Source organism: Mesorhizobium sp. YR577 (assembly GCF_900116595.1).
Classification (GTDB): domain Bacteria; phylum Pseudomonadota; class Alphaproteobacteria; order Rhizobiales; family Rhizobiaceae; genus Mesorhizobium_M.
On sequence record NZ_FPBI01000015.1, the window covers coordinates 128985 to 148994 of the forward strand.

The 20010-nt window shown below is 60.6% G+C and carries 23 protein-coding genes; 16 read left to right on the forward strand and 7 right to left on the reverse strand.

What is annotated here, in order from left to right:
* Positions 1-18 precede the first annotated feature (18 nt).
* The 5 genes from BM413_RS21610 (at position 19) to BM413_RS21630 (ending at position 3984) form a co-directional block, all read left to right on the forward strand.
* The gene (locus BM413_RS21610; protein WP_091916773.1) at positions 19-726 is read left to right on the forward strand and encodes a metal-dependent hydrolase; all 708 of its coding nucleotides are present in this window, start codon (positions 19-21) and stop codon (positions 724-726) included.
* Between the two features lie 100 nt (positions 727-826).
* Positions 827-1114 carry an Asp-tRNA(Asn)/Glu-tRNA(Gln) amidotransferase subunit GatC gene (gene gatC / locus BM413_RS21615; RefSeq protein ID WP_091916775.1) on the forward strand — a complete coding sequence of 96 codons (288 nt, stop codon included), beginning with the start codon at positions 827-829 and terminating at the stop codon, positions 1112-1114.
* Between the two features lie 7 nt (positions 1115-1121).
* Entirely contained in the window at positions 1122-1589 is a 468-nt protein-coding gene (locus tag BM413_RS21620; RefSeq protein ID WP_091916777.1) for a GNAT family N-acetyltransferase, read from the forward strand.
* Positions 1589-3154, forward strand: coding sequence for an amidase (locus tag BM413_RS21625; protein WP_091916778.1), 1566 nt, complete (start codon positions 1589-1591; stop codon positions 3152-3154). The genes BM413_RS21620 and BM413_RS21625 overlap by 1 nt, the downstream gene beginning before the upstream one ends.
* Positions 3155-3189: 35 nt before the next feature.
* The gene (locus BM413_RS21630; RefSeq protein WP_091916779.1) at positions 3190-3984 is read left to right on the forward strand and encodes a YdcF family protein; all 795 of its coding nucleotides are present in this window, start codon (positions 3190-3192) and stop codon (positions 3982-3984) included.
* Here the strand turns inward: BM413_RS21630 and BM413_RS21635 are convergent.
* A complete protein-coding gene (locus tag BM413_RS21635; protein ID WP_091916780.1) occupies positions 3936-4688 on the reverse strand; it encodes a DUF599 domain-containing protein in 753 nt (250 codons plus the stop codon). The two genes, BM413_RS21630 and BM413_RS21635, sit on opposite strands and share 49 nt — an antisense overlap.
* A 297-nt stretch (positions 4689-4985) precedes the next feature.
* Here BM413_RS21635 and BM413_RS34015 point away from each other — a divergent pair, with 297 nt between their 5' ends.
* The 6 genes from BM413_RS34015 (at position 4986) to BM413_RS21660 (ending at position 9412) form a co-directional block, all read left to right on the forward strand.
* The gene (locus BM413_RS34015; RefSeq protein ID WP_280141847.1) at positions 4986-5114 is read left to right on the forward strand and encodes a hypothetical protein; all 129 of its coding nucleotides are present in this window, start codon (positions 4986-4988) and stop codon (positions 5112-5114) included.
* A 189-nt stretch (positions 5115-5303) separates the two neighbouring features.
* Positions 5304-6704, forward strand: a complete 1401-nt coding sequence (locus BM413_RS21640) for an L-serine ammonia-lyase (protein WP_091916781.1) — start codon at positions 5304-5306, stop codon at positions 6702-6704.
* 69 nt (positions 6705-6773) lie between these two features.
* Positions 6774-7211 (forward strand): DUF1489 family protein, encoded by a 438-nt coding sequence (locus BM413_RS21645; protein WP_091916782.1) that lies wholly within the window; start codon positions 6774-6776, stop codon positions 7209-7211.
* Positions 7208-7906: a class I SAM-dependent methyltransferase gene (locus BM413_RS21650; protein WP_244537952.1), complete on the forward strand. Its 699-nt coding sequence runs from the start codon at positions 7208-7210 to the stop codon at positions 7904-7906. Before BM413_RS21645 ends, BM413_RS21650 begins: the two co-directional genes overlap by 4 nt.
* 79 nt (positions 7907-7985) lie before the next feature.
* On the forward strand, positions 7986-8720 hold the full coding sequence (locus BM413_RS21655) for a vWA domain-containing protein (RefSeq protein WP_091916783.1): 735 nt from the start codon (positions 7986-7988) through the stop codon (positions 8718-8720).
* On the forward strand, positions 8717-9412 hold the full coding sequence (locus tag BM413_RS21660; protein ID WP_091916784.1) for a DnaJ domain-containing protein: 696 nt from the start codon (positions 8717-8719) through the stop codon (positions 9410-9412). Before BM413_RS21655 ends, BM413_RS21660 begins: the two co-directional genes overlap by 4 nt.
* 31 nt (positions 9413-9443) lie before the next feature.
* Here the strand turns inward: BM413_RS21660 and BM413_RS21665 are convergent, their stop codons facing one another.
* The gene (locus BM413_RS21665; RefSeq protein WP_244537953.1) at positions 9444-10874 is read right to left on the reverse strand and encodes a D-alanyl-D-alanine carboxypeptidase; all 1431 of its coding nucleotides are present in this window, start codon (positions 10872-10874) and stop codon (positions 9444-9446) included.
* A gap of 272 nt (positions 10875-11146) precedes the next feature.
* Here BM413_RS21665 and BM413_RS21670 point away from each other — a divergent pair, with 272 nt between their 5' ends.
* From BM413_RS21670 to clpA, 3 genes are all read left to right on the forward strand, one after another.
* Positions 11147-11476, forward strand: a complete 330-nt coding sequence (locus BM413_RS21670) for a phasin family protein (RefSeq protein ID WP_091916786.1) — start codon at positions 11147-11149, stop codon at positions 11474-11476.
* Positions 11477-11747: 271 nt separating this feature from the next.
* A complete protein-coding gene (clpS, locus tag BM413_RS21675; RefSeq protein WP_091916871.1) occupies positions 11748-12077 on the forward strand; it encodes an ATP-dependent Clp protease adapter ClpS in 330 nt (109 codons plus the stop codon).
* 8 nt (positions 12078-12085) lie between these two features.
* The gene (gene clpA / locus BM413_RS21680) at positions 12086-14563 is read left to right on the forward strand and encodes an ATP-dependent Clp protease ATP-binding subunit ClpA (protein ID WP_091916787.1); all 2478 of its coding nucleotides are present in this window, start codon (positions 12086-12088) and stop codon (positions 14561-14563) included.
* Positions 14564-14646: 83 nt separating this feature from the next.
* Here clpA and BM413_RS33210 read toward each other — a convergent pair whose 3' ends face one another.
* The 3 genes from BM413_RS33210 to BM413_RS21690 all read right to left on the reverse strand — a co-directional run bounded on the left by BM413_RS33210 (position 14647) and on the right by BM413_RS21690 (position 16881).
* Positions 14647-14820, reverse strand: a complete 174-nt coding sequence (locus BM413_RS33210; RefSeq protein WP_162931625.1) for a hypothetical protein — start codon at positions 14818-14820, stop codon at positions 14647-14649.
* Positions 14821-14857: 37 nt separating this feature from the next.
* A complete protein-coding gene (locus tag BM413_RS21685) occupies positions 14858-16189 on the reverse strand; it encodes an ammonium transporter (protein ID WP_091916788.1) in 1332 nt (443 codons plus the stop codon).
* Between the two features lie 272 nt (positions 16190-16461).
* Positions 16462-16881, reverse strand: a complete 420-nt coding sequence (locus BM413_RS21690; protein ID WP_091916789.1) for a VOC family protein — start codon at positions 16879-16881, stop codon at positions 16462-16464.
* A gap of 280 nt (positions 16882-17161) precedes the next feature.
* On the opposite strand from BM413_RS21690, the gene BM413_RS21695 reads away from it, so the two are divergent.
* Together BM413_RS21695 and BM413_RS21700 are read left to right on the forward strand one after the other, a co-directional pair.
* On the forward strand, positions 17162-17920 hold the full coding sequence (locus BM413_RS21695; protein ID WP_091916790.1) for an AzlC family ABC transporter permease: 759 nt from the start codon (positions 17162-17164) through the stop codon (positions 17918-17920).
* A complete protein-coding gene (locus BM413_RS21700) occupies positions 17917-18264 on the forward strand; it encodes an AzlD domain-containing protein (RefSeq protein WP_091916791.1) in 348 nt (115 codons plus the stop codon). The genes BM413_RS21695 and BM413_RS21700 overlap by 4 nt, the downstream gene beginning before the upstream one ends.
* Here BM413_RS21700 and BM413_RS21705 read toward each other — a convergent pair.
* Together BM413_RS21705 and BM413_RS21710 are read right to left on the reverse strand one after the other, a co-directional pair.
* Complete coding sequence (locus BM413_RS21705) at positions 18261-18689, reverse strand: HIT family protein (protein ID WP_091916792.1); 429 nt, start codon at positions 18687-18689, stop codon at positions 18261-18263. The two genes, BM413_RS21700 and BM413_RS21705, sit on opposite strands and share 4 nt — an antisense overlap.
* Positions 18690-18777: 88 nt before the next feature.
* On the reverse strand, positions 18778-20001 hold the full coding sequence (locus tag BM413_RS21710) for a GNAT family N-acetyltransferase (RefSeq protein WP_091916793.1): 1224 nt from the start codon (positions 19999-20001) through the stop codon (positions 18778-18780).
* Positions 20002-20010 lie beyond the last annotated feature (9 nt).

Genomic DNA, 20010 nt, shown 5'->3' on the forward strand with positions numbered 1-20010 from the left:
ATCGAGGAGACGACGTTCATGAAAATAACCTGGTATGGCCAATCCGCATTTCGCGTCGAAGCAGGCGGCGCAAAGATCCTGATCGATCCGTTCCTCAGCCAGAATCCGTCCTGGGGCAAGGGATGGGAAGGGCCAGCCGAAGGTATAACCCATTTGCTCCTCACGCATGGCCACAACGACCATGTCGGCGATTCGGTCGAAATCCTGAAGAAGACCGGCGCGCAACTCGTCGCCAATTTCGAGATCTGCATGTATCTCGTCGGCAAGGGTGCCAGCGGCGACAAGATCAATCCCGGTAATCTTGGCGGCACTGTCGATTGCGGCGGCTTCACGACGACCTTCGTCCAGGCACTGCATTCCTCGTCCTTCGGTGGGGAAGGCGGATCGAACGTCTATCTCGGCAATCCCGGCGGTCTCGTCCTGCACTTCCCCGACGACCGCACACTCTACCACATGGGCGATACCGACATTTTCTCCGACATGGCGCTGATCAATGAGCTTCACGAGCCGAAGATCGGCCTGGTGCCGGTCGGCGACCGCTATACCATGGGCGGCGCGGTTGCGGCCTTGGCATGCCAGCGCTTCTTCAAGTTCGAGACGGTCATACCTTGCCACTACGCGACATTCCCGATGCTGGACCAAACGGCGGAAAAATTCGTCGACGGCATGGAAGGCTCGGGCGTCGATGTCATCGTGCCGAAGGTCGGCGAAAGCAGGGACATTTAGCCGCCCGAAGGCGATGGCGCGGACATGCTTGTTGCGCACCGCGCTTGGCGCCGCTATAGCCCGGACATGATTAGCAGCCCGGATTTCCGGAGAGTTTTTGATGTCCGTCGATAAAGCCACCGTCAAGCGCGTCGCCCATCTTGCCCGCATCGCCGTCACCGAGGAAGACGCCGAGCGCATGACCGGCGAGTTGAATGCCATTCTCGGCTTTGTCGAGCAATTGAACGAGGTCGATGTTTCCGGCGTCGAGTCGATGACCTCGGTGACGCCGATGGCAATGCGCAAGCGCGAAGACATCGTCACCGACGGCAACAAGGCGGCCGATATCGTCGCCAACGCGCCGGCAACCGACGAAAACTTCTTCCTTGTCCCGAAGGTCGTGGAGTAACACCACGATGACGGTAACGATTGCCATCGAGACACCGTTGCAGGACGATGTGCGCGCCATGGTGGCGGATCTCAACGCCCACATGATCCCGCTGACGCCGCGGGAGTTCCAGTTCCAGCTGACCGTCGAGCAGATGGCCGAGCCGACCGTGACGGTGCTTGTGGCGCGTAATGAAGCCGGTCGCCAGGTCGGCATGGCTTCCCTCAAGGATCATGGCGACCGTCTGGGTGAAGTGAAGCGCATGTTCACACTGCCGGAAGTGCGCGGCCAGCGCGTTGGCGCAAAGCTTCTGCAGAGCATTGAATCGCTGGCGCGCGAAAAGGGAATTTCGCGGCTCGTGCTGGAGACGGGCGAAGCGCCTGGCTTCGAGCCGGCCTGGCGCGTCTATGAACGTGGCGGGTTCCAAGTCTGCGGTGCGGTTCTCGACTATCCCGATTCCGGCTATTCCCGTTTTTACGAAAAGAACCTTGCCTGATGAGCGACCTTACCAAACTGACCATTTCCGAAGCCCGCGAGAAACTTCGCTCGAAGGATATCTCCTCCGTCGAACTGACCGACGCCTATCTCGGCGCGATCGACGCCGCCAACCAGACTTTCAACGCCTATGTCGCGGTCACGCATGACAAGGCGCGCGACATGGCCAAGGCGTCGGACGACAAGCTGGCCAAAGGTGAGGGTGGGGCGCTTGAGGGTATTCCGCTCGGCATCAAGGACCTGTTCGGCACCGAGGGTGTGCACACACAGGCCTGCAGCCATGTGCTCGACGGCTTCAAGCCGCGCTATGAATCGACCGTGACGGCCAATCTCTGGGCCGACGGTGCGGTCATGCTCGGCAAGCTCAACATGGATGAGTTCGCCATGGGCTCGTCCAACGAGACCTCCTATTACGGTCCGGTCGTCAATCCGTGGCGGCGTTCGCGCGTCGATACGGTGGTCATGCCGACGACGCATCAGGGCGATGGCGGGTTCGTTTCCGCGGGCGGCGCGCGTAGCGCCCGCTCGCTCGACAACGCCCAGCTGGTGCCCGGCGGTTCATCCGGCGGCTCAGCCGCTGCCGTCTCGTCCTGGCTCTGCGCCGGCGCGACCGCGACCGACACCGGCGGCTCGATCCGCCAGCCTGCGGCTTTCACCGGCACGGTTGGCATCAAGCCGACCTATGGCCGCGTTTCGCGCTGGGGCGTCGTTGCCTTTGCCTCCTCGCTCGATCAGGCCGGTCCGATCACGCGCGACGTGCGCGATGCCGCGATCATGCTCAAATCCATGGCCTCGGTCGATCCGAAGGACACGACCTCCGTCGATCTGCCGGTGCCGGACTATGAGGCCGCGATCGGCCGCCCGATAAAGGGCATGAAGATCGGCATTCCGAAGGAATATCGCGTCGAAGGCATGCCGGAAGACATCGAGGCGCTTTGGCAGAAGGGCATTGCCTGGCTGAAGGACGCTGGCGCCGAGATCGTCGACATCTCGCTGCCGCACACGAAATACGCGCTGCCGGCCTACTACATAGTCGCGCCGGCGGAAGCCTCGTCCAACCTCGCGCGCTACGATGGTGTTCGCTATGGCCTGCGCGTGCCGGGCAAGGACATCACCGACATGTATGAGCAGACTCGCGCCGCCGGTTTCGGCCGCGAGGTCAAGCGCCGCATCATGATCGGCACCTATGTGCTCTCGGCCGGCTATTACGATGCCTATTACCTGCAGGCGCAGAAAGTCCGCACGCTGATCAAGAAGGACTTTGAAGATGTCTTCGCCGCCGGCGTCGATGTCATCCTGACGCCGGCAACGCCGGCGGCGGCCTTCGGCATCGCCGATCAGGACATGGCAAACGATCCGGTGAAAATGTACATGCAGGACATCTTCACTGTCGCCGTGAATATGGCCGGTCTGCCCGGCATCGCTGTTCCAGCCGGGCTCGACGCGCACGGCCTGCCGCTCGGCCTCCAGCTTATCGGCCGGCCCTTCGACGAGGAAACGCTGTTCCAGACCGCCCATGTCATCGAGCAGGCAGCGGGACGGTTCGAGCCGGAGAAGTGGTGGTAGAGATTGTTCCGCCATCCTTTTGAAAAGGTGACGGGATGTTCTTTGTAGTCTCCAAAGTCTTCTGGTTTTTCATCCAGCCGCTGAACCTCGCGATCTTCCTGCTTCTGGCAGGCGTGATCGGCTTGTTTTTCGGTTGGCGCCGCTTGTCGGTTGCCGGCTGCGTCAGCGCTTTCCTGATCCTCGGGCTGGCGACGTGGACGTCGCTCGGCGCGATGCTGATGAACCCGCTGGAAGAGCGCTTTCAGCGCCCAAGCCTGCCGGAAAAGGTCGATGGCATCGTCGTGCTTGGCGGCGGCCTTGAAGGCGCGATCAATCTGGCGCGTGGCGGATACGAGATGAACAGCGCCGGCGATCGCTTTGTCGAGGCAGCGGTGCTGGCACGACGTTTTCCGGATGCGAAGATCGTGATCTCCGGCGGCGTCGGCACGTTGGTTCTGGAAGGCGAGGGCGATGCCGATACCGCGCCTCGGCTACTGTCGGCGCTCGGCGTCGCGCCCGAGCGCATGGTGCTCGAAAACCAGTCGCGCAACACTTACGAAAACGCGGTCTTCACCAAGCGGCTGGTGACGCCAAAGCCCGGCGAGACATGGCTTCTGGTCACATCGGCTTTCCATATGCCGCGATCGATGGCGTTGTTTCGCAAGGCTGATTTTTCGGTCCTGCCCTGGCCGGTGGACTATCGCACTTCTGGTGAAGAGGGTGTTGGCTTCTTCCGCGACAACCCGCAGGATTCGCTTCAGAACACGACGATGGCGATCCGCGAATGGATCGGGCTGTTCGCCTACTGGTTCTCGGGGCGGATCGACTCGCCGTTTCCCGGCCCCGCATAATCCTGCGCTTCGACCATGACAGCCTCTCTTGCTGCCGAGAAGAACTGGCGGCGCAGAAGCACGGCGAACAGGATTATCGTCGTCAGCGCGAATACGATCGGATCGACGAACCAGCCGAGATAGCCGATCGAGAAGAAGATGCCGCGCAGGCCGGCGTTGAAATGCTTCCCGGCCAGAATGTTCATCCGCGCCGCGCGCCGGATTGCGGTCTCCATTTCGATTTCGTTGGCATGGCCGTCCCGGACCATCGGCACCGCCCCGATCAGGATCGAGCAGTAGTTGAACAGCCGGTACGACCAGCCGAATTTGAAGAACGAATAGGCCAGGATGACGATCAGCCCGAGCACCTTGATCTCAAAGATCGGTCGCGACGGAGCGCTGGAAAAAGGCAGGTCGGACAAAACCGTCAGCACATGATCCGATGCGCCGAGCAGCGCGAAGCAGCCACCGACCGCAATCAGCGAGCTTGAGGCGAAAAACGCGGTTCCCTGCTGGAGCCCGACCATGATGCTCGTGTCGATCATGCGCAATTCGCGCCGCGCCATCGTCTGCATCCAGGCTTCGCGCTGGGCATTCATCGCCCTGCTCAGCGAAACGCGACTGACCAGCTTGCCGTCGGCGGCAAGCGTGTGCACCACCCATGCAACCAGGAAGAAGGCCAGTGCGGCGAAATCCGCCGCCGTCAGGTGAAGAGAATCGAGCATGCAGCAAACATATCACGGCGATGTGATGCCGCGGAAAGCTCTGATCGAGATGACGGCTGCGACACAATCCCGTCACACAGCTTGCGAAAGCGTTTACGCGCAAAGCCGGATAAATCGTTGATTTTATTAAAATAGGAATGGCTGATGCATGGCAGATATGTGAAATCCGCCTTGCTTCTGCCTTTTTTGCAGTTGCGAACAGCAACACAAAAGCGTATCCAGCCATCCCACTGCGGGGTGGGAAGAAGCGGCGGGAAAGCCGTTCTCGCAAGATTTCACAGGATAGAAAAAGACATCATGGACGACAGCGTTCAGAAATCCTGCTGGGGCCTAACGGCCAAGGCAGTGATCGGCATTGCAGGCATCATCGTACTTTTCTGGCTGGTCAGCGGGGCCGAAGCGGCGGCAGTTCTCGCTGCAAGCTGACACCGGCAGACAAGTATCGAAATTTCAGAGAGGCGCGGTTTTCCGCGTCTCTTTTGTTTTGAAGGTGTCGTTGGCGAAGCAATCGAGGTCGGGAAGCGCCAAGCTTCGCCTGACAAAAGCGCCCAAACATCCATATATAGACGTGACAAGCGCAGCCCGCGCTTTGCAGTCCGTGGAGACCAGCCGCTCGTGTTCCTGTCGGTATTCGACCTCTTCAAGATTGGCATCGGTCCGTCCAGCTCGCACACGATGGGACCGATGACGGCTGCGGCCCGCTTTCTGGCGGAAATCCTGAGCGATGACTGGCCGCGTCCGGCCGGCGCGAAGGTCGATCGCGTTGCTGCCAGCCTGCACGGCTCGCTTGCCTATACCGGCGTCGGCCATGGCACCGACCGTGCCGTCATCCTCGGCCTTGCCGGCCAGATACCCACGACCGTAGACCCTGACCTTTCCGATGCGATCATCGAGAAAATCACGGCGGAGAAGCGCGTAGCACCACCCGGCCATCCGTCCTATCGCTTCGATCCGGCGAGCGATCTGGTGCTGGATAAGAAGACGCCATTGCTCGGCCATGCCAACGGCATGGCGTTCTATGCCTATGATGCCAACGACCGGCTGCTTCTGAAGCGCATCTATTATTCGATTGGCGGCGGCTTCGTCGTCTCCGAGGAAGAGCTTCAGCGCCTGAAATCGCGTGGCGACACGTCGACCGGCCCGAAAGTGCCATATCCGTTCAAGAATGCCGTCGAAATGCTGGCAATGGCGGGCAAGAGCGGCTTGTCGATTGCCGAGATGAAGCGCGTCAACGAGGAGACGCGCCAGTCTCGCGATGAGCTTGACTCAGGCCTGGATGCTATCTGGGGCGCTATGAAGAGCTGCATCGAGCGCGGCCTGTCGCAGGACGGCATCATGCCGGGTGGGTTGAAGGTGCGACGCCGTGCCCGCCAGCTTCATGACAAATTGCAGGAAGAATGGCGCCAGAACCGGCCAAACCCGCTTCTGGCCAATGACTGGCTGTCGATCTACGCCATGGCCGTCAACGAGGAGAACGCCGCCGGCGGCCGCGTCGTCACAGCACCCACCAATGGCGCTGCCGGCACGCTGCCTGCGGTGCTGCGCTACTGGCTGCATTTCCACCCCGAGGCCGATCAGGCGAGCATTCGCGATTTCCTGCTGACGGCTGCCGCCGTCGGCGGCATCATCAAGACCAACGCCTCGATCTCAGGCGCCGAAGTCGGCTGCCAAGGCGAGGTCGGCTCCGCTTCGGCCATGGCTGCAGCCGGGCTTTGCGCCGTCATGGGTGGCACGCCGGAGCAGGTCGAGAACGCCGCCGAAATCGCGCTTGAACATCATCTCGGCATGACCTGCGATCCTGTCGGCGGTCTTGTGCAGGTGCCTTGCATCGAACGCAACGCGCTGGGAGCGGTCAAGGCCGTGACGGCGGCGTCGCTGGCCATCAAGGGTGATGGCACGCACTTCGTGCCGCTCGATGCTGCAATCGAGACCATGCGCCAGACCGGCATGGACATGAACGAGCGCTACAAGGAAACCAGCCTGGGCGGCCTTGCCGTCAATGTGGTGGAGTGCTGAGAGCCAGCCGGGCTGTGGAGAACGGCGATTTGAATTGACGACGCCGATGTCGGCGCTAAACCATTGGCCATGGCTCTGAACCTCATAAAACTCTGCGTCGGCTGCGACAGCGTCGAGGATCTGGAAGAGTGGATCGCATTCCGGCTGGACGAGCGGCGGCGCAATGGCGAACCGGTCGAGCAGTATCATACGACCCGCATGATGCCGACGCGCGGCGCGGAACTCATTGACGGCGGTTCGCTCTATTGGGTCATCAAGAGCAACGTGCAGTGCCGGCAGCGGCTTCTGGAAATCCGGCCTTTCACCGATGAAGAGGGCATTTCGCGCTGCCATCTGGTGCTTGACCCTGCCGTTATCCGCACCGACTGGCAGCCGCGCCGGGCATTCCAGGGCTGGCGCTATCTCAAGGCGCCCGATGCCCCGGCCGATCTTGGTTCCGGCACTTCCGGCCTGATGGAAATGCCGCCGAAACTTCGCCGCGAACTGGCCGACCTCGGACTGCTTTGAGCGCACTCGCCGATAATTCCGAAGCGCCGGGCGCAATCGTCAAACCCGCTGACCACGATGCAGCGAGCTTCATCCGCAAGCACCTGCATGTCGTCGCGGTGCCTTTCGTACCCGAGATCAGGCTTTACACGGCGCATCCGGGCAGCGGGTTGCGGCGCCTTACCGAAACCGAAGGGGATGCAGACCCTTTACCCCCTTACTGGGCCTATCCCTGGGCAGGCGGATTGGTCTTGGCGCGATATTTCCTCGATCGACCCGAAATAGTGACAGGCCGGAGGGTGCTGGATCTCGGGGCAGGCTCCGGGCTGGTAGGCATTGCGGCGATGAAAGCCGGCGCAAGTGAGGTGATCGCCGCCGAAATCGACCGCAACGGCGTTGCCACCATCGGCCTGAACGCGGCGGAAAATGGTGTCTCGATCACGGCAATCGGAAGCGATCTCACACCTGGCCCGCCGCCCTTGGTTGATATTGTGGCCGTTGGCGACCTCTATTACGAAAGTCAACTTGCCGAGCGCGTCACCGCTTTTCTCGACCGATGCCTGGATGCCGGCATCGATGTCCTGATCGGCGATCCGGGGCGGGCGTATCTGCCTCGTTCTCGGTTGCGGCAGCTTGCCGAATATCGAGTACCGGATTTCGGCGTTGGCCGGGACGCCGACATACGCCCCAGCGCCGTTTTTGCTCTCGAGCCATGACGTCGCGCATCAAGCCGTTTTTACCCATGATACGCTAACCCGGCTTGCAAGCCGGGCAATCCCGCCACATCTTCCTTTCATGACTGAAAAGAAGCCACCAGTACCGGTCGGAAACCGCGGCGCGCCCGCTGCAAGGCATTCGAGCGCGCAGGATGTCGAGGCTTTCGTGCGGCAGGCGCGAGCGCTCGGTGTGGGGAAGGGGCCTGGTTCAGGCCGCCTCATTCTGGCGCTTGATGCGACGATGAGCCGGCAGCCGACATGGGATCTCGCCTGCTCGCTTCAGGCCGAAATGTTCGATGCCGTGCAGCATGCCGGTTCGCTCAATGTCCAGCTCGTCTATTTTCGCGGGCTCGGCGAATGCCGTTCTTCGCAATTCGTGGCCGATACGGCGTCGCTGAAGCGGTTGATGATGCGAATCTCCTGTCAGGGCGGCCATACCCAGATCGGCAAGGTTCTTTCGCATGCGCTGAAGGAGGTGAGCCGCTCCAAAGTTGGCGCGCTCGTCTATATCGGCGATGCGATGGAGGAGGATGTGGATGATCTTGCAGTGAAGGCGGGAAATCTCGGCCTGCATGGCGTTCCCGTCTTCGTCTTTCAGGAAGGCAAGGACCATCTCGCGGAAGCGGCCTTCAAGGAAATCGCGCGTCTGTCGAAAGGTGCCTGGTTCCGATTCGACCGCAATGCGCCGGCGATGCTGGCAAAACTGCTCTCGGCAATCGCGGTTTTTGCAACGGGTGGCCTGAAGGCGCTTGAAGCGCGCGGGCGCGAGGAGGACCGGCTTATGATCGAACATCTGCGCGGCAGGTCCGGATGAGCCTTCTGCTTGGAATCCTGAGCCTTGCGATGCTGCTGCTGGTGGCAGGCACGATATTTCTGCGCGCCGAACCCGCCAGCCTTGCCAGAACGGCGACGCTCGCCGGGCCTATCGCCGTCGGGCTTATGGGTGTGGTGTTTCTGTTGGTCGGCCGTGCGGGGTTTGGTGGCATGCTGCTTTCGGCAGCTTTCGCCTGGTACTCCGCGGGACGCATGCGCGCGTCAAAGAAAAAGACGCCGGGAAAGCGCTCGACTGTGCGCACAGCCGCACTTGAAATGGAGCTCGATCACGACAGCGGCGTGCTGGAAGGCATGGTGCTTGCCGGCCGGCACGAGCAGAAGATGCTGAGCACCATGTCACTGAAGGAACTCAAGGAACTCTACGCAGACCTCTCCGGTGACCAGGAGAGCCGCCAATTGCTAGAGACTTATCTTGATGGCCGGTTTCCCGTCTGGCGCGAAGACGCGGATACGCACGGTGGCGACGGGCATGGTATTCCGCCAGGTTCTGGCGCCATGACTAAGGAGGAGGCCTACAAGATCCTTGGTCTTGAAACGGGGGCCACCGCGGCGGATATCCGCAAGGCGCACCGCCGCCTGATGCAGCGCCTGCACCCCGATCTCGGAGGCACGTCTTTCCTGGCGGCGCGGATCAACGAAGCCAAGGACGTCTTGCTCACCAATCACCATTAGTCTCCTTCGACACGAAACAACCCGGAGTGTTTCAGTTGTTCTGAATTGCGTAGCAGGCGATCTTCTTTTTCTTCAATGCTGCGCAGGCATCCCACGCTGCAGTCTTTGTGCCGAAGCCGCCGAAGCGTGCGCGGTGGTAGGTCACGCCGCCTTTTTCGAACTGGACGGTGAAGGCCGCGGCGTCGGAAAGAAGCTTGGGAGCCTGCTGGCTGGCCTTGGAAAGGAATGCCTGGGCTTCTTCGCGGCTCGGCGACGAAGCAACCTGGATCGCCCAGCCGGACGGGCCGACAGATGCGGTATGGGCCGGATCGACTTCCTGCTGGATGGCAACTGCCTGATCGACTGCAGCCGTACGCTGTTCTGCGACCTCTTCGACCTCAGCCTGTGGCCTTGGCGCAGGATCGGCATAGGCCTGCATGACAGGAGCGGCGACCGTTTCTGGCGTACGCACTGCCTTGCGCTTGATCACGGCCGGCGCTTCATCGGCCGCAACCACGATATCGGCACCGGGGCGTGTATCCGGCGTCGGCGCGTCATGCTTGGGCAGCAGCACCTTGGCAATCGCACCGATCGGCGAGGTGGTGGCGCTGGCGATAAGCGGGCCGCCCTTGCCGCCGTTGGAAGCCTGGGGCAGATACTTCTTGATCAGGTCGGCCATGTGGTTGTCGCGGGCAGCACCGCTGGCGCCGCCCATCACCACCGCGACGATGCGGCGGTTGCCGTCGGAAACCGACGAGACCAGATTGAAACCGGAAGCATTCGTATAGCCGGTCTTGATGCCATCCACGCCCTTGATGCGGCCAAGCAGGCGATTGTGGTTCGGCATGCGCTGCCGGCCATAAGTGAAGGAGCGGGTGGAGAAATAGCCGTAGTACTGCGGATAGTGCTCTTTCAGCGCGATGCCGAGCGTGGCCATGTCGCGAGCGGTGGTGAACTGGGCTGAGTTCGGCAGGCCGTTGGCGTTACGGAAAACGGTGCTGTTCATGCCGAGGCTGCGCGCCTTGGCGGTCATGATACGTGCGAAATTGTCCTGCGAGCCGCCGAGGAGTTCGGCAAGCGCGGTGGCGGCGTCATTGGCCGATTTGGTAACGAGTGCGTAGATCGCGGTTTCGACAGTGACCGAGCCGCCTGCCTTCACACCGATCTTCGTCGGCGGCTGCGCGGATGCCTGGGCGGAGAAGGGGACGCGGGTGTCCTTGTTGATCTTGCCGCGCGAGAGCGCTTCGAAGGTCAGGTACAGCGTCATCATCTTGGTCAGCGATGCCGGAAAACGTCGCGATTCCGAATTCGCCGAAAACAGCGTTTTGCCGGTATTCGCATCGACGACGATCGCAGCATATCTCGCATCCGCCGCCGCCGAGCCGACTGCCGCCACGCACATCGTAATGGCGAGAAAGGCTGCGATTGCGGATTTTGCGGAGAATACTTTTCGGAGAGCAATGCCTGCAAACGCTTGACGCACTGTTACACCCTTTGGATTTTTGTTGCACTCGAGGCGGCAAAGGCTCCTGCCTCACTTTCCGGTCACAGTAGGGTCACAGCGTTACCAATCCGTTTATGGTAACCGTAACGTTCACCATTTTGTTTTGGATTTAGGATAAATTTATCTTTCGACGACGCGCAAATTGCCTGCCGTTGGGGCAATGCTGATTGACTTTTTGTGCATCGCACAATAAATTAGCGGCATCGCACAAAAAAGCGCCAGACCAACCGACAACGAAAGGGAATGCGCAGATGATGCAGTCGTTTGAAGACACGAGCAAATTCGGCAAGGAATTCATGGACAACAGCCTGAAGAGCTTTGCGTCCGTCTCCAAGAGCGCGCAGGCGATCGCTGCCGAAGCGGGCGAGTATTCCAAGAAGTCGTTCGAGAGTGGTTCTGCTGCGCTTGAAAAAGTGATGTCGTCGGGTTCTTTGGAAAAGGCTCTCGAGATCCAGACCGACTACGCCAAGCAGGCTTATGAAGGCTTTGTTGCCGAGGCTACCAAGCTCGGGGAACTCTATGCCGATCTCGCCAAGGAGGCTTACAAGCCTTTCGAATCGATCGTTGCCAAGGCGAAGTAATTTTTCGCGATTGACCTATTCGCGGAGCTCATCGCTCTGCCATAAACCCGGTTGCCTTGCGCAGCCGGGTTTTTTCGTTCTTCTTGCTCGTTATCCGATCACGATTGACTGAAATCGTCGCCCCTGAAACGAGCAAGCATATTGTCACCAAGAAAGAAGGGCTTAAAATCTGGTGTCGACTACCTACATTCGAGCTTCGGGTGAGGATCCCGCGAAAGGCATGGTACAAGTGACGAACGGCGGGGATGCCACGACCAAGCGAGTGGCGCATATGCAAAATGGCCAGGACGGGGGCAATGGCCCCGGCCGAGGCACAGCCGTAATCACGCGCACGAAGACCAAGACAAAGAAGCCCAGCCTTTATCGGGTTCTGATCCTCAACGACGACTATACGCCGATGGAATTCGTCATCCATATTCTGGAACGGTTTTTCCAGAAGGATCGCGAAGCCGCTACCCGCATCATGCTGCATGTTCACAATCATGGCGTCGGTGAATGCGGGGTCTATACATTTGAAGTGGCCGAGACCAAAGTGTCCCAGGTCATGGATTTTGCCCGTCAGAATCAACATCCGCTGCAATGCGTGATGGAGAAGAAATGAGGTACTGAATGCCGGCTTTCTCCCAAGGCCTGGAAAAGGCGCTGCACCAGGCGTTGACACTCGCCAATGAGCGCCACCATGAATATGCAACCCTTGAGCATCTGCTTCTGGCGCTGATCGATGACGCCGAAGCGGCCGCCGTAATGCGTGCCTGCAACGTCGATCTCGACGATCTGAAGCACACGGTGCTCACCTACATAGACACAGAACTCGACAATCTGGTCACCGGTTACGACGAAGATTCGAAGCCTACCGCCGGATTCCAGCGCGTCATCCAGCGCGCCGTTATCCACGTCCAGTCTTCGGGCCGCGACGAGGTTTCGGGTGCCAACGTGCTCGTGGCCATTTTTGCCGAGCGCGAGAGCCACGCTGCTTACTTCCTGCAGGAACAGCAGATGACCCGCTACGACGCGGTAAACTACATCTCGCATGGGATAGCCAAGCGGCCGGGCGCCAGCGAAAGCAGGACGCCGCGCGGTGCCGAGGACGATCAGTCCGGTGGTTCCTCCGGTGGCGGCGACGCCCAGGAGGAGGGTGGCAAGAAGAAGCAGCAGGATGCACTTACCGCCTACTGCGTCGATCTCAACAAGAAGGCGCGGGCCGGCAAGATCGACCCGCTGATCGGTCGTGAATCCGAGATCAACCGCACCATCCAGGTGCTGTGCCGCCGCTCGAAGAACAACCCGCTCTACGTCGGCGATCCCGGCGTCGGCAAGACGGCGATCGCCGAGGGGCTGGCCAAGCGCATTGTCGAGGGCGATGTGCCGTCGGTGCTCGCTGACGCCACGATCTTTGCGCTCGACATGGGTACCCTGCTTGCAGGTACCCGCTATCGCGGTGATTTCGAGGAGCGGCTGAAGCAGGTCGTCAAGGAACTCGAAGAGTATCCGGGTGCGGTCCTGTTCATCGACGAAATCCATACGGTGATCGGGGCGGGTGCCACCTCGGGCGGCGCGATGGATGCATCGAACCTGCTCAAGCCGGCGCTGTCCTCCGGCGCGATACGCTGCATTGGCTCGACCACCTACAAGGAATTCCGCCAGTTCTTCGAGAAGGACCGTGCCTTGGTGCGGCGCTTCCAGAAGATCGACGTGAACGAGCCGACGGTCGACGATGCGATCGAGATCATGAAGGGCCTGAAGCCCTATTATGAGGACTTCCACAAGGTGAAGTTCACCAACGAAGCCATCAAGGCTGCGGTGGAGCTCTCGGCGCGCTACATCAACGACCGGAAGCTGCCGGACAAGGCGATCGACGTGATCGACGAGACCGGCGCCTCGCAGATGCTTCTGCCCGAAGGTAAGCGCAAGAAGACGATCGGCATCAAGGAAATCGAAGCGACCATCGCGACGATGGCCCGCATTCCGCCGAAAACCGTTTCTGCCGATGACGAGCAGGTTCTGGCCGGTCTCGAGACCGAGCTGCGGCGTGTCGTCTACGGTCAGGATACGGCGATCACCGCGCTGTCTTCGGCGATCAAGCTGGCACGTGCCGGCCTGCGCGAACCGGAAAAGCCGATCGGCTCCTACCTGTTCTCCGGCCCGACCGGCGTCGGCAAGACCGAAGTCGCGCGGCAGCTTGCGCTGTCGCTCGGCGTCGAGCTGATCCGCTTCGACATGTCGGAATATATGGAACGCCACACAGTCTCGCGGCTGATCGGCGCGCCTCCCGGCTATGTCGGCTTCGATCAGGGTGGCCTGCTGACCGACGGTGTCGACCAGCATCCGCATTGCGTGTTGCTGCTCGACGAGGTCGAAAAGGCGCATCCGGACCTGTTCAACATCCTGTTGCAGGTCATGGATCACGGCAAGTTGACCGACCACAACGGCAAGCAGATCGACTTCCGCAATGTCATCCTGATCATGACCACCAATGCGGGCGCATCCGATGCGCAGCGCGCGGCGATCGGGTTCGGCTCGACCAAGCGCGAAGGCGACGATGTTGAGGCGATCAACCGGCTGTTCACGCCGGAATTCCGCAACCGTCTGGACGCGATCATCCCGTTCGGTACGCTGCCGGTTCCGGTCGTGCACAAGGTGGTGGAGAAGTTCGTCATGCAGCTGGAAGCCCAGCTTTCGGAGCGTGGCGTGACCTTCGACCTGTCGCCGGATGCCATCGCCTGGCTTGCTGAGAAGGGCTATGACGAGCGCATGGGTGCCCGGCCGCTTGGCCGTGTCATCCAGGAGCACATCAAGAAGCCGTTGGCCGACGAGGTTCTCTTCGGCAAGCTCAAGAAGGGTGGCACCGTCCGCGTGACGGTCGAGAAGAAGGAGACCGGCGAAACCGGCCTGAAGCTCGAATCGCTTGCCGATGAACTGCCGGTAAAGCCGAAGAAGGAAGAGCCGAAGAAGCTTCCGGCAAAGAAGCCGGCCGCCAAGAAGGCAGTCGCCAAGAAACCGGCGGCGGCGCCGAAGCCGAAGTCCCCGCCCAAGGGCAAGGACGGAACGAAGCGCAGCCTGGTACCGCAATTGCCGCGCAAGGGCTGAGCGGCCAGGATATCTGACCTCAGAAACGAAAAACCCGCCGGCGAAAGCCGGCGGGTTTCTTTTTGGCAGGTGGTAGAGCCGGCTTATTTGCCGCTCAGTTTCTTCGTGCTCGAGTTCTCATGCTTGACCATGCTGACGATGGTGTAGACGCAGGTGGCAAGGGCCGCGAGACAGAAGACTACGAGCAAGGCCGGTTTGTCGGCGAAGGTGAAATAAGCCTCTGCGCCTTCCCAGGCGGTGATCGGTGCGCTGTTCATGATGAAACTTCTCCGCTTATATACTTGATTGCGTTCATTATTCGGCAGGGCTGAGCGCGCCGTCGCCAAAGGCGGGGATGCGCGATTCCGGATAGGCCTTCACCGGAACCTCGGCCAGGTCGAGTCCGGCCAGTTCTGCGGCTTCGCTGCTGCGCAGCAGGCCGAACATCTTGAGCACATAGGAAAGCACGTAGCCCGGCAGGAAGCCGAGGACGGCGAACACCAGCATGCTCTGGACCTGTCCAAGGAACGAGATGGCAGGTCCTTCGGCATTCGGATAGCCCGACGCGAAGATGCCGCAAGCCACGAGACCCCAGACGCCGCCGAAGCCGTGCACGGCGACCGCGCCGACTGCATCGTCGATCTTGAACTTGGTGAGCAGCAATTCGTTGAGTTTCGGGATGACGCAGCCGCCGGCAAAGCTGATCATGAAGGCGAGCGGCGGATAATAGACATCGAGGCCTGGCGCCGACGAAATGACGCCGACCAGCGCGCCGGACATCATCCAGAACGGATCGCGGGTGACGAGATAGCACCCGAGCATGCCGCCGGCGACGCCCATCAGCGTGTTGAAAGCGAAGGCCGAAAGCGTTGTCGGCGTGTTGTAGATCGTCATCCAGGTGTCGCCGGTGTAGATGATGCAGCCGCCAAGGAAGCCGAAGAAGCCCATGACGATCAGCATCAGGCCGATCAGCGACATCGGCATGTTGTGGCCGTTGATCTCGTTGACGCTACCGTCGGCGTTGAAGCGGCCGATGCGCGGTCCGAGATTGATCAGCACGCCGAGCGTGAAGAAGCCGGCGACCATGTGGACGCAGCCCGCCGCGCCAATGTCATGAAGACCCCAGCTTGCGGTGAGCCAGCCTTCCGGGTGCCATCCCCACGACGCGCCGAGAATCCACACCACCGAGCCCAGCGCGATCGCCAGGATCGTGAAGCCGGAGATGCGGATGCGCTCGATGACGGCGCCCGACATGATGGAAGCTGTGGTTGCGGCAAACAGCGTGAATGCGGCCCAGAAGATGCCGGTTGCGTTGTCGGCAAGGTTCGGTCCCATGGCGGACGACCAGGGCAGGTTGTTCGCGCCGGCTTCCGAGATGGTGAATCCGGTCGGGAAGGCGTTGTAGATAAACCAGCCGACGAAATAGAAGAATGGTATCAGGAAGGCGAAGGCTACGAGATTCTTGATGCCGGAAGCAAGCGCGTTCTTGGCGCGTGAAGCTCCCATTTCATAAGCGAGAAAGCCCGCATGAATCGAAAGCATCAAGGCGGTGCACCACCAGTAGAATACTTCCGTGTTGACCGCCGTGGCCATTTTCAGAGACGCCTCCAGCGCCTCTATCTTGGTTTGCAGTTCTGCCGGTTCCATTACTTGTTACCCCTCGGTGTTGTTGTGACGACACCTCCCCAACCTTCCCGGACTTTCTCCCTTTGATTATGCCGCCTTCGGCGGTCCGCTATGCTGCGAATATCCCAGCTTCAATGCTCCCCCTGCTTTGAAAACGGGCAGCTTCACGCTATGCAGAAAAAAGAGGCAATGCAAATGTTTTTCTCTGGAGGAAAATGATCCAACCTTCTGATCTGAAAGGATATGGGTGCAGGGAACCGGCCGCGCTTGAGCGCGACCGGTAGCTCTATTACTCAAAGGCCGAAGGTGACCAGGCCGGACGGGCTGATAACCCAGGCAGGGTTCCACGCGATTTCCCAGGCATGATCGTCCGGATCGGTGACATAGCCGGTGAAGCCGCCATGTGGCGGCTCGGTCGGGGCTTTCAGCAGGCGACCGCCGGCTTTGACCAGAATATCCATGGTCGGTTGGACGTCATTTCTGGCAGGAACATTATGGCCCATGGCGAAGGCGCCCGGCTTGACCAGCTTGCGCCCCATATCCGCGGAAAGCGACGTTTCCAGCCAGGTTCCGAGCACGAAACCGTTCATCTGGTAGAAGACGATATCCTCGTTCTGGAAAATCGGCTGCCAGCCAAAACCATCGACATAGAAGCGCCGTGACCGCGCCAGATCGGCGACGCCCAGGGTGAGTACCGAGACTTGCTGTTGCATTGTTCATATCCCTAACGTTTGCGCTGACGCACCATGCGACAGAGCTACGTCATGGGACTTGGCGCAAGCGCCAGACAGAGTTTCCCGCAGGAAACGACCGGGCTAACCACACCGATCCGCCTTTTTCGACGTCGGTAGAATAGCGCAGGACATTGGCCGGCTCAAGCATAGCAGGCGTGTCTGTGCTATCTCCTGCCACTCTGATCGGCGTCGGCCGGCATGTTCTGGCCCACGTATTTCACGTCGCCTCAGCTTTTCGCATGTGCTAAGCGGCAAAGCGATGTCCGACGAAGCCACCGCAATTTCCATCGATTCCGAAGCCGACACTGCCGGGCGCCTGGTTTGGTATCTGCGCGGCGTCTGGGCTGCTTTCTCCGTTCCGGGCCTGCTCCTCGCCAGCGCCCATATCGGCTTTGCCGGATTGGCAAAGGAAGCGGGACTGACGCTGGTTCAGACCGTTTTCATGACCGGTACTGTCTGGGCGCTGCCGGCCAACGTCGTTCTTATCGGCGGCATTCTATCGGGTGCTTCGCTGCCGGCAGCAGCCTTTGCCGTCGCACTCTCTTCGGTTCGCCTCATGCCGATGGTCGTGGCGCTTGTGCCGGAATTGAAGGGCCCTCGCACATCGAAGTGGTTTCTTTATTTCCTGTCCCATTTCGTCGCCGTAACCTCCTGGGTTCTGGCGATGGAGCGGCTTGGCGGTATCCCGCGTGAAATGCGTACCAGCTACTATGCTGGATTGGGGCCGACCCTGGTCCTGTTCAACATGATCGTGGTGGCGGTCGTCTTCCTGCTGGCCGACAGCCTGCCGCCGGCGGTCGCGGCCGCCCTTTTCCTGCTCACGCCGATGTATTTTCTGATGTCCCTCTGGGGCTCGGCGCGCGAGCGGGCAGGGCACGTTGCGATGGTTCTGGGTTTGGTGCTTGGACCGGCCTTCCACTTGATTTGGCCGGGCTTCGACCTGCTTCTCGCCGGCCTCATCGGCGGCGGCGGTGCGTATATCTTTCATCATATGACGCGGAAAAGGGCAGCCCGATGACGTTCGGGTCGATAGACGCCTGGTGGTGGCCGTTCCTGTTCATCCTCGTCGCCGGATGGCTGGCGACGGACGCCTGGCGTTTTCTTGGTGTCTATTTCGGCGGCCGTATCTCGGAGGAATCAGATGTTCTTGTTCTGGTGCGCACAGTCGCCACTGCGCTGGTGGCAGCGGTCATCGGCAATCTGATCATCTTTCCAAGCGGCGAGTTGGCGGGCACGCCTGTCAGCTTGCGCATCGGTGCGGCCGCTATCGGTTTCGCTGCCTACATGCTGCTTGGCCGGCGCGTGCTCGTCGGCATCATCGCAGCCGAGCTTGCCCTCCTGGCAGGGCTCTACATGCTTTAGCTGTCGGCGAGGGCGGCGCGTATCTTCTCGGCATTGGCAGCCAGAATTTCAGGCTTTTCCATCGCGCCCGTATGTGGCTTCAAACCCACGCCTTCGAAGCGGGGCAGGATGTGGACGTGGAGATGGAACACCACCTGACCGCCCGCCGTCTCGTTGAATTGCTGGACAGTCACGCCGTCGGCCGAAAATGCCTTCATCACCGCACGTGACAGTTTCTGCACCGTGCGCATCACGGCCGCGAGGCTATCCGGCTCCACGTCAAAAATGTTGCGCGACGGCTTTTTCGGGATGACCAGGCAATGGCCGTCGCCACGCGGCATGATGTCCATCAGCGCGAATGTATCCGCATCCTCGTAGAGCTTGTGCGACGGCAGCTCGCCGCGCAGGATTTTCGCGAACACGTTGCTGTCGTCGTAAGCCATCATCTGCCTCTCATGATCCGATAGAGCGGTCATATTCGTTTGATGAAGGGCCTGCAATCAAGGCGGCGATACGGAGTGCAGGAAAATTGCTTCAGGAGGCGGGATCGTTGTCGGTCTTGCGGAACGGTCCGTGCTCTTCGAGATATTCGCTCATGCGCTCGACTTCGCGGCGTTCGCGCTCGAGATACTCGGCGATGGCGTTCCGCAAGCCGGGGTGGGCGATGTAGTGGGCCGAGTGGGTCGTCACCGGCCGATAGCCGCGCGCCAGCTTGTGCTCGCCCTGGGCGCCGGCCTCAACCACCTTCAGGCCCTTGTGGATCGCGAAGTCGATCGCCTGATGGTAGCAGACCTCGAAATGCAGGAACGGATGGTCCTCGATGCAGCCCCAGTTGCGTCCGAATAGCGTGTCCGAGCCGATGAAGTTGATCGCGCCGGCGATGTAGCGGCCATCTCGCTTGGCCATGACCAGCAGCACGTCGTCACGCATGCGCTCGCCAATCAGTGAGAAGAATTTCCGGTTGAGGTAGGGCCGGCCCCATTTGCGGCTGCCCGTATCCATGTAGAAGGCAAAGAAATCGTCCCAGGCACGTTCGGTGAGATCGCTGCCGGTCAGCCAGTCGATCGAGATGTCGTTTGCAAGTGCCTCGCGGCGTTCCTTCTTCATCGCCTTGCGCTTGCGAGAGGCGAGGGTGGCGAGAAAATCGTCGTAGTTCGAGAAGTTCTCATTGAAGAAATGAAATTGCTGGTCGGTGCGAGCAAGAAAGCCGGCATTCTCAAGCGCGCTCATGTCATCCTGCTCGGCGAAGGTGACATGGGACGAGGAAACGCCGAGCCGGTCGGTCAGCAGTTTCAGGCCAGAGGCGAGGGCGGCTCGTGCCGCGTCGGCATTCACCCCTTGTGCCGCGAGCAGTCGCGGTCCCGTCGCGGGCGTAAACGGTACGGATGCCTGCAGTTTCGGGTAGTACTGCCCGCCGGCGCGTTCGAACGCATCGGCCCAGCCATGGTCGAAGACATATTCGCCCTGACTGTGCGATTTCACGTAGCACGGGACCGCACCGAGAACTGTCCCGTCCGGCGCTTCGAGCCGCAGATGGTGCGGCTGCCAACCGGCGCGGCGTGAGGCACAACCGGATTCTTCGAGAATGTTCAGGAAATCGAACGAAACGAAAGGGTTGTACGGCTTTTCGGATACGCAGCGCGAGGCGCCTGAAAACCTGTCCCATTCATCGCGGGAAAAAGCGTTGATACTGTCGACGGTGCGGATGACATATTGGCCATCCGCCTGCTTTCCCTGCCCGTCGCTTTCGCTGTCCATGTAGCTTTA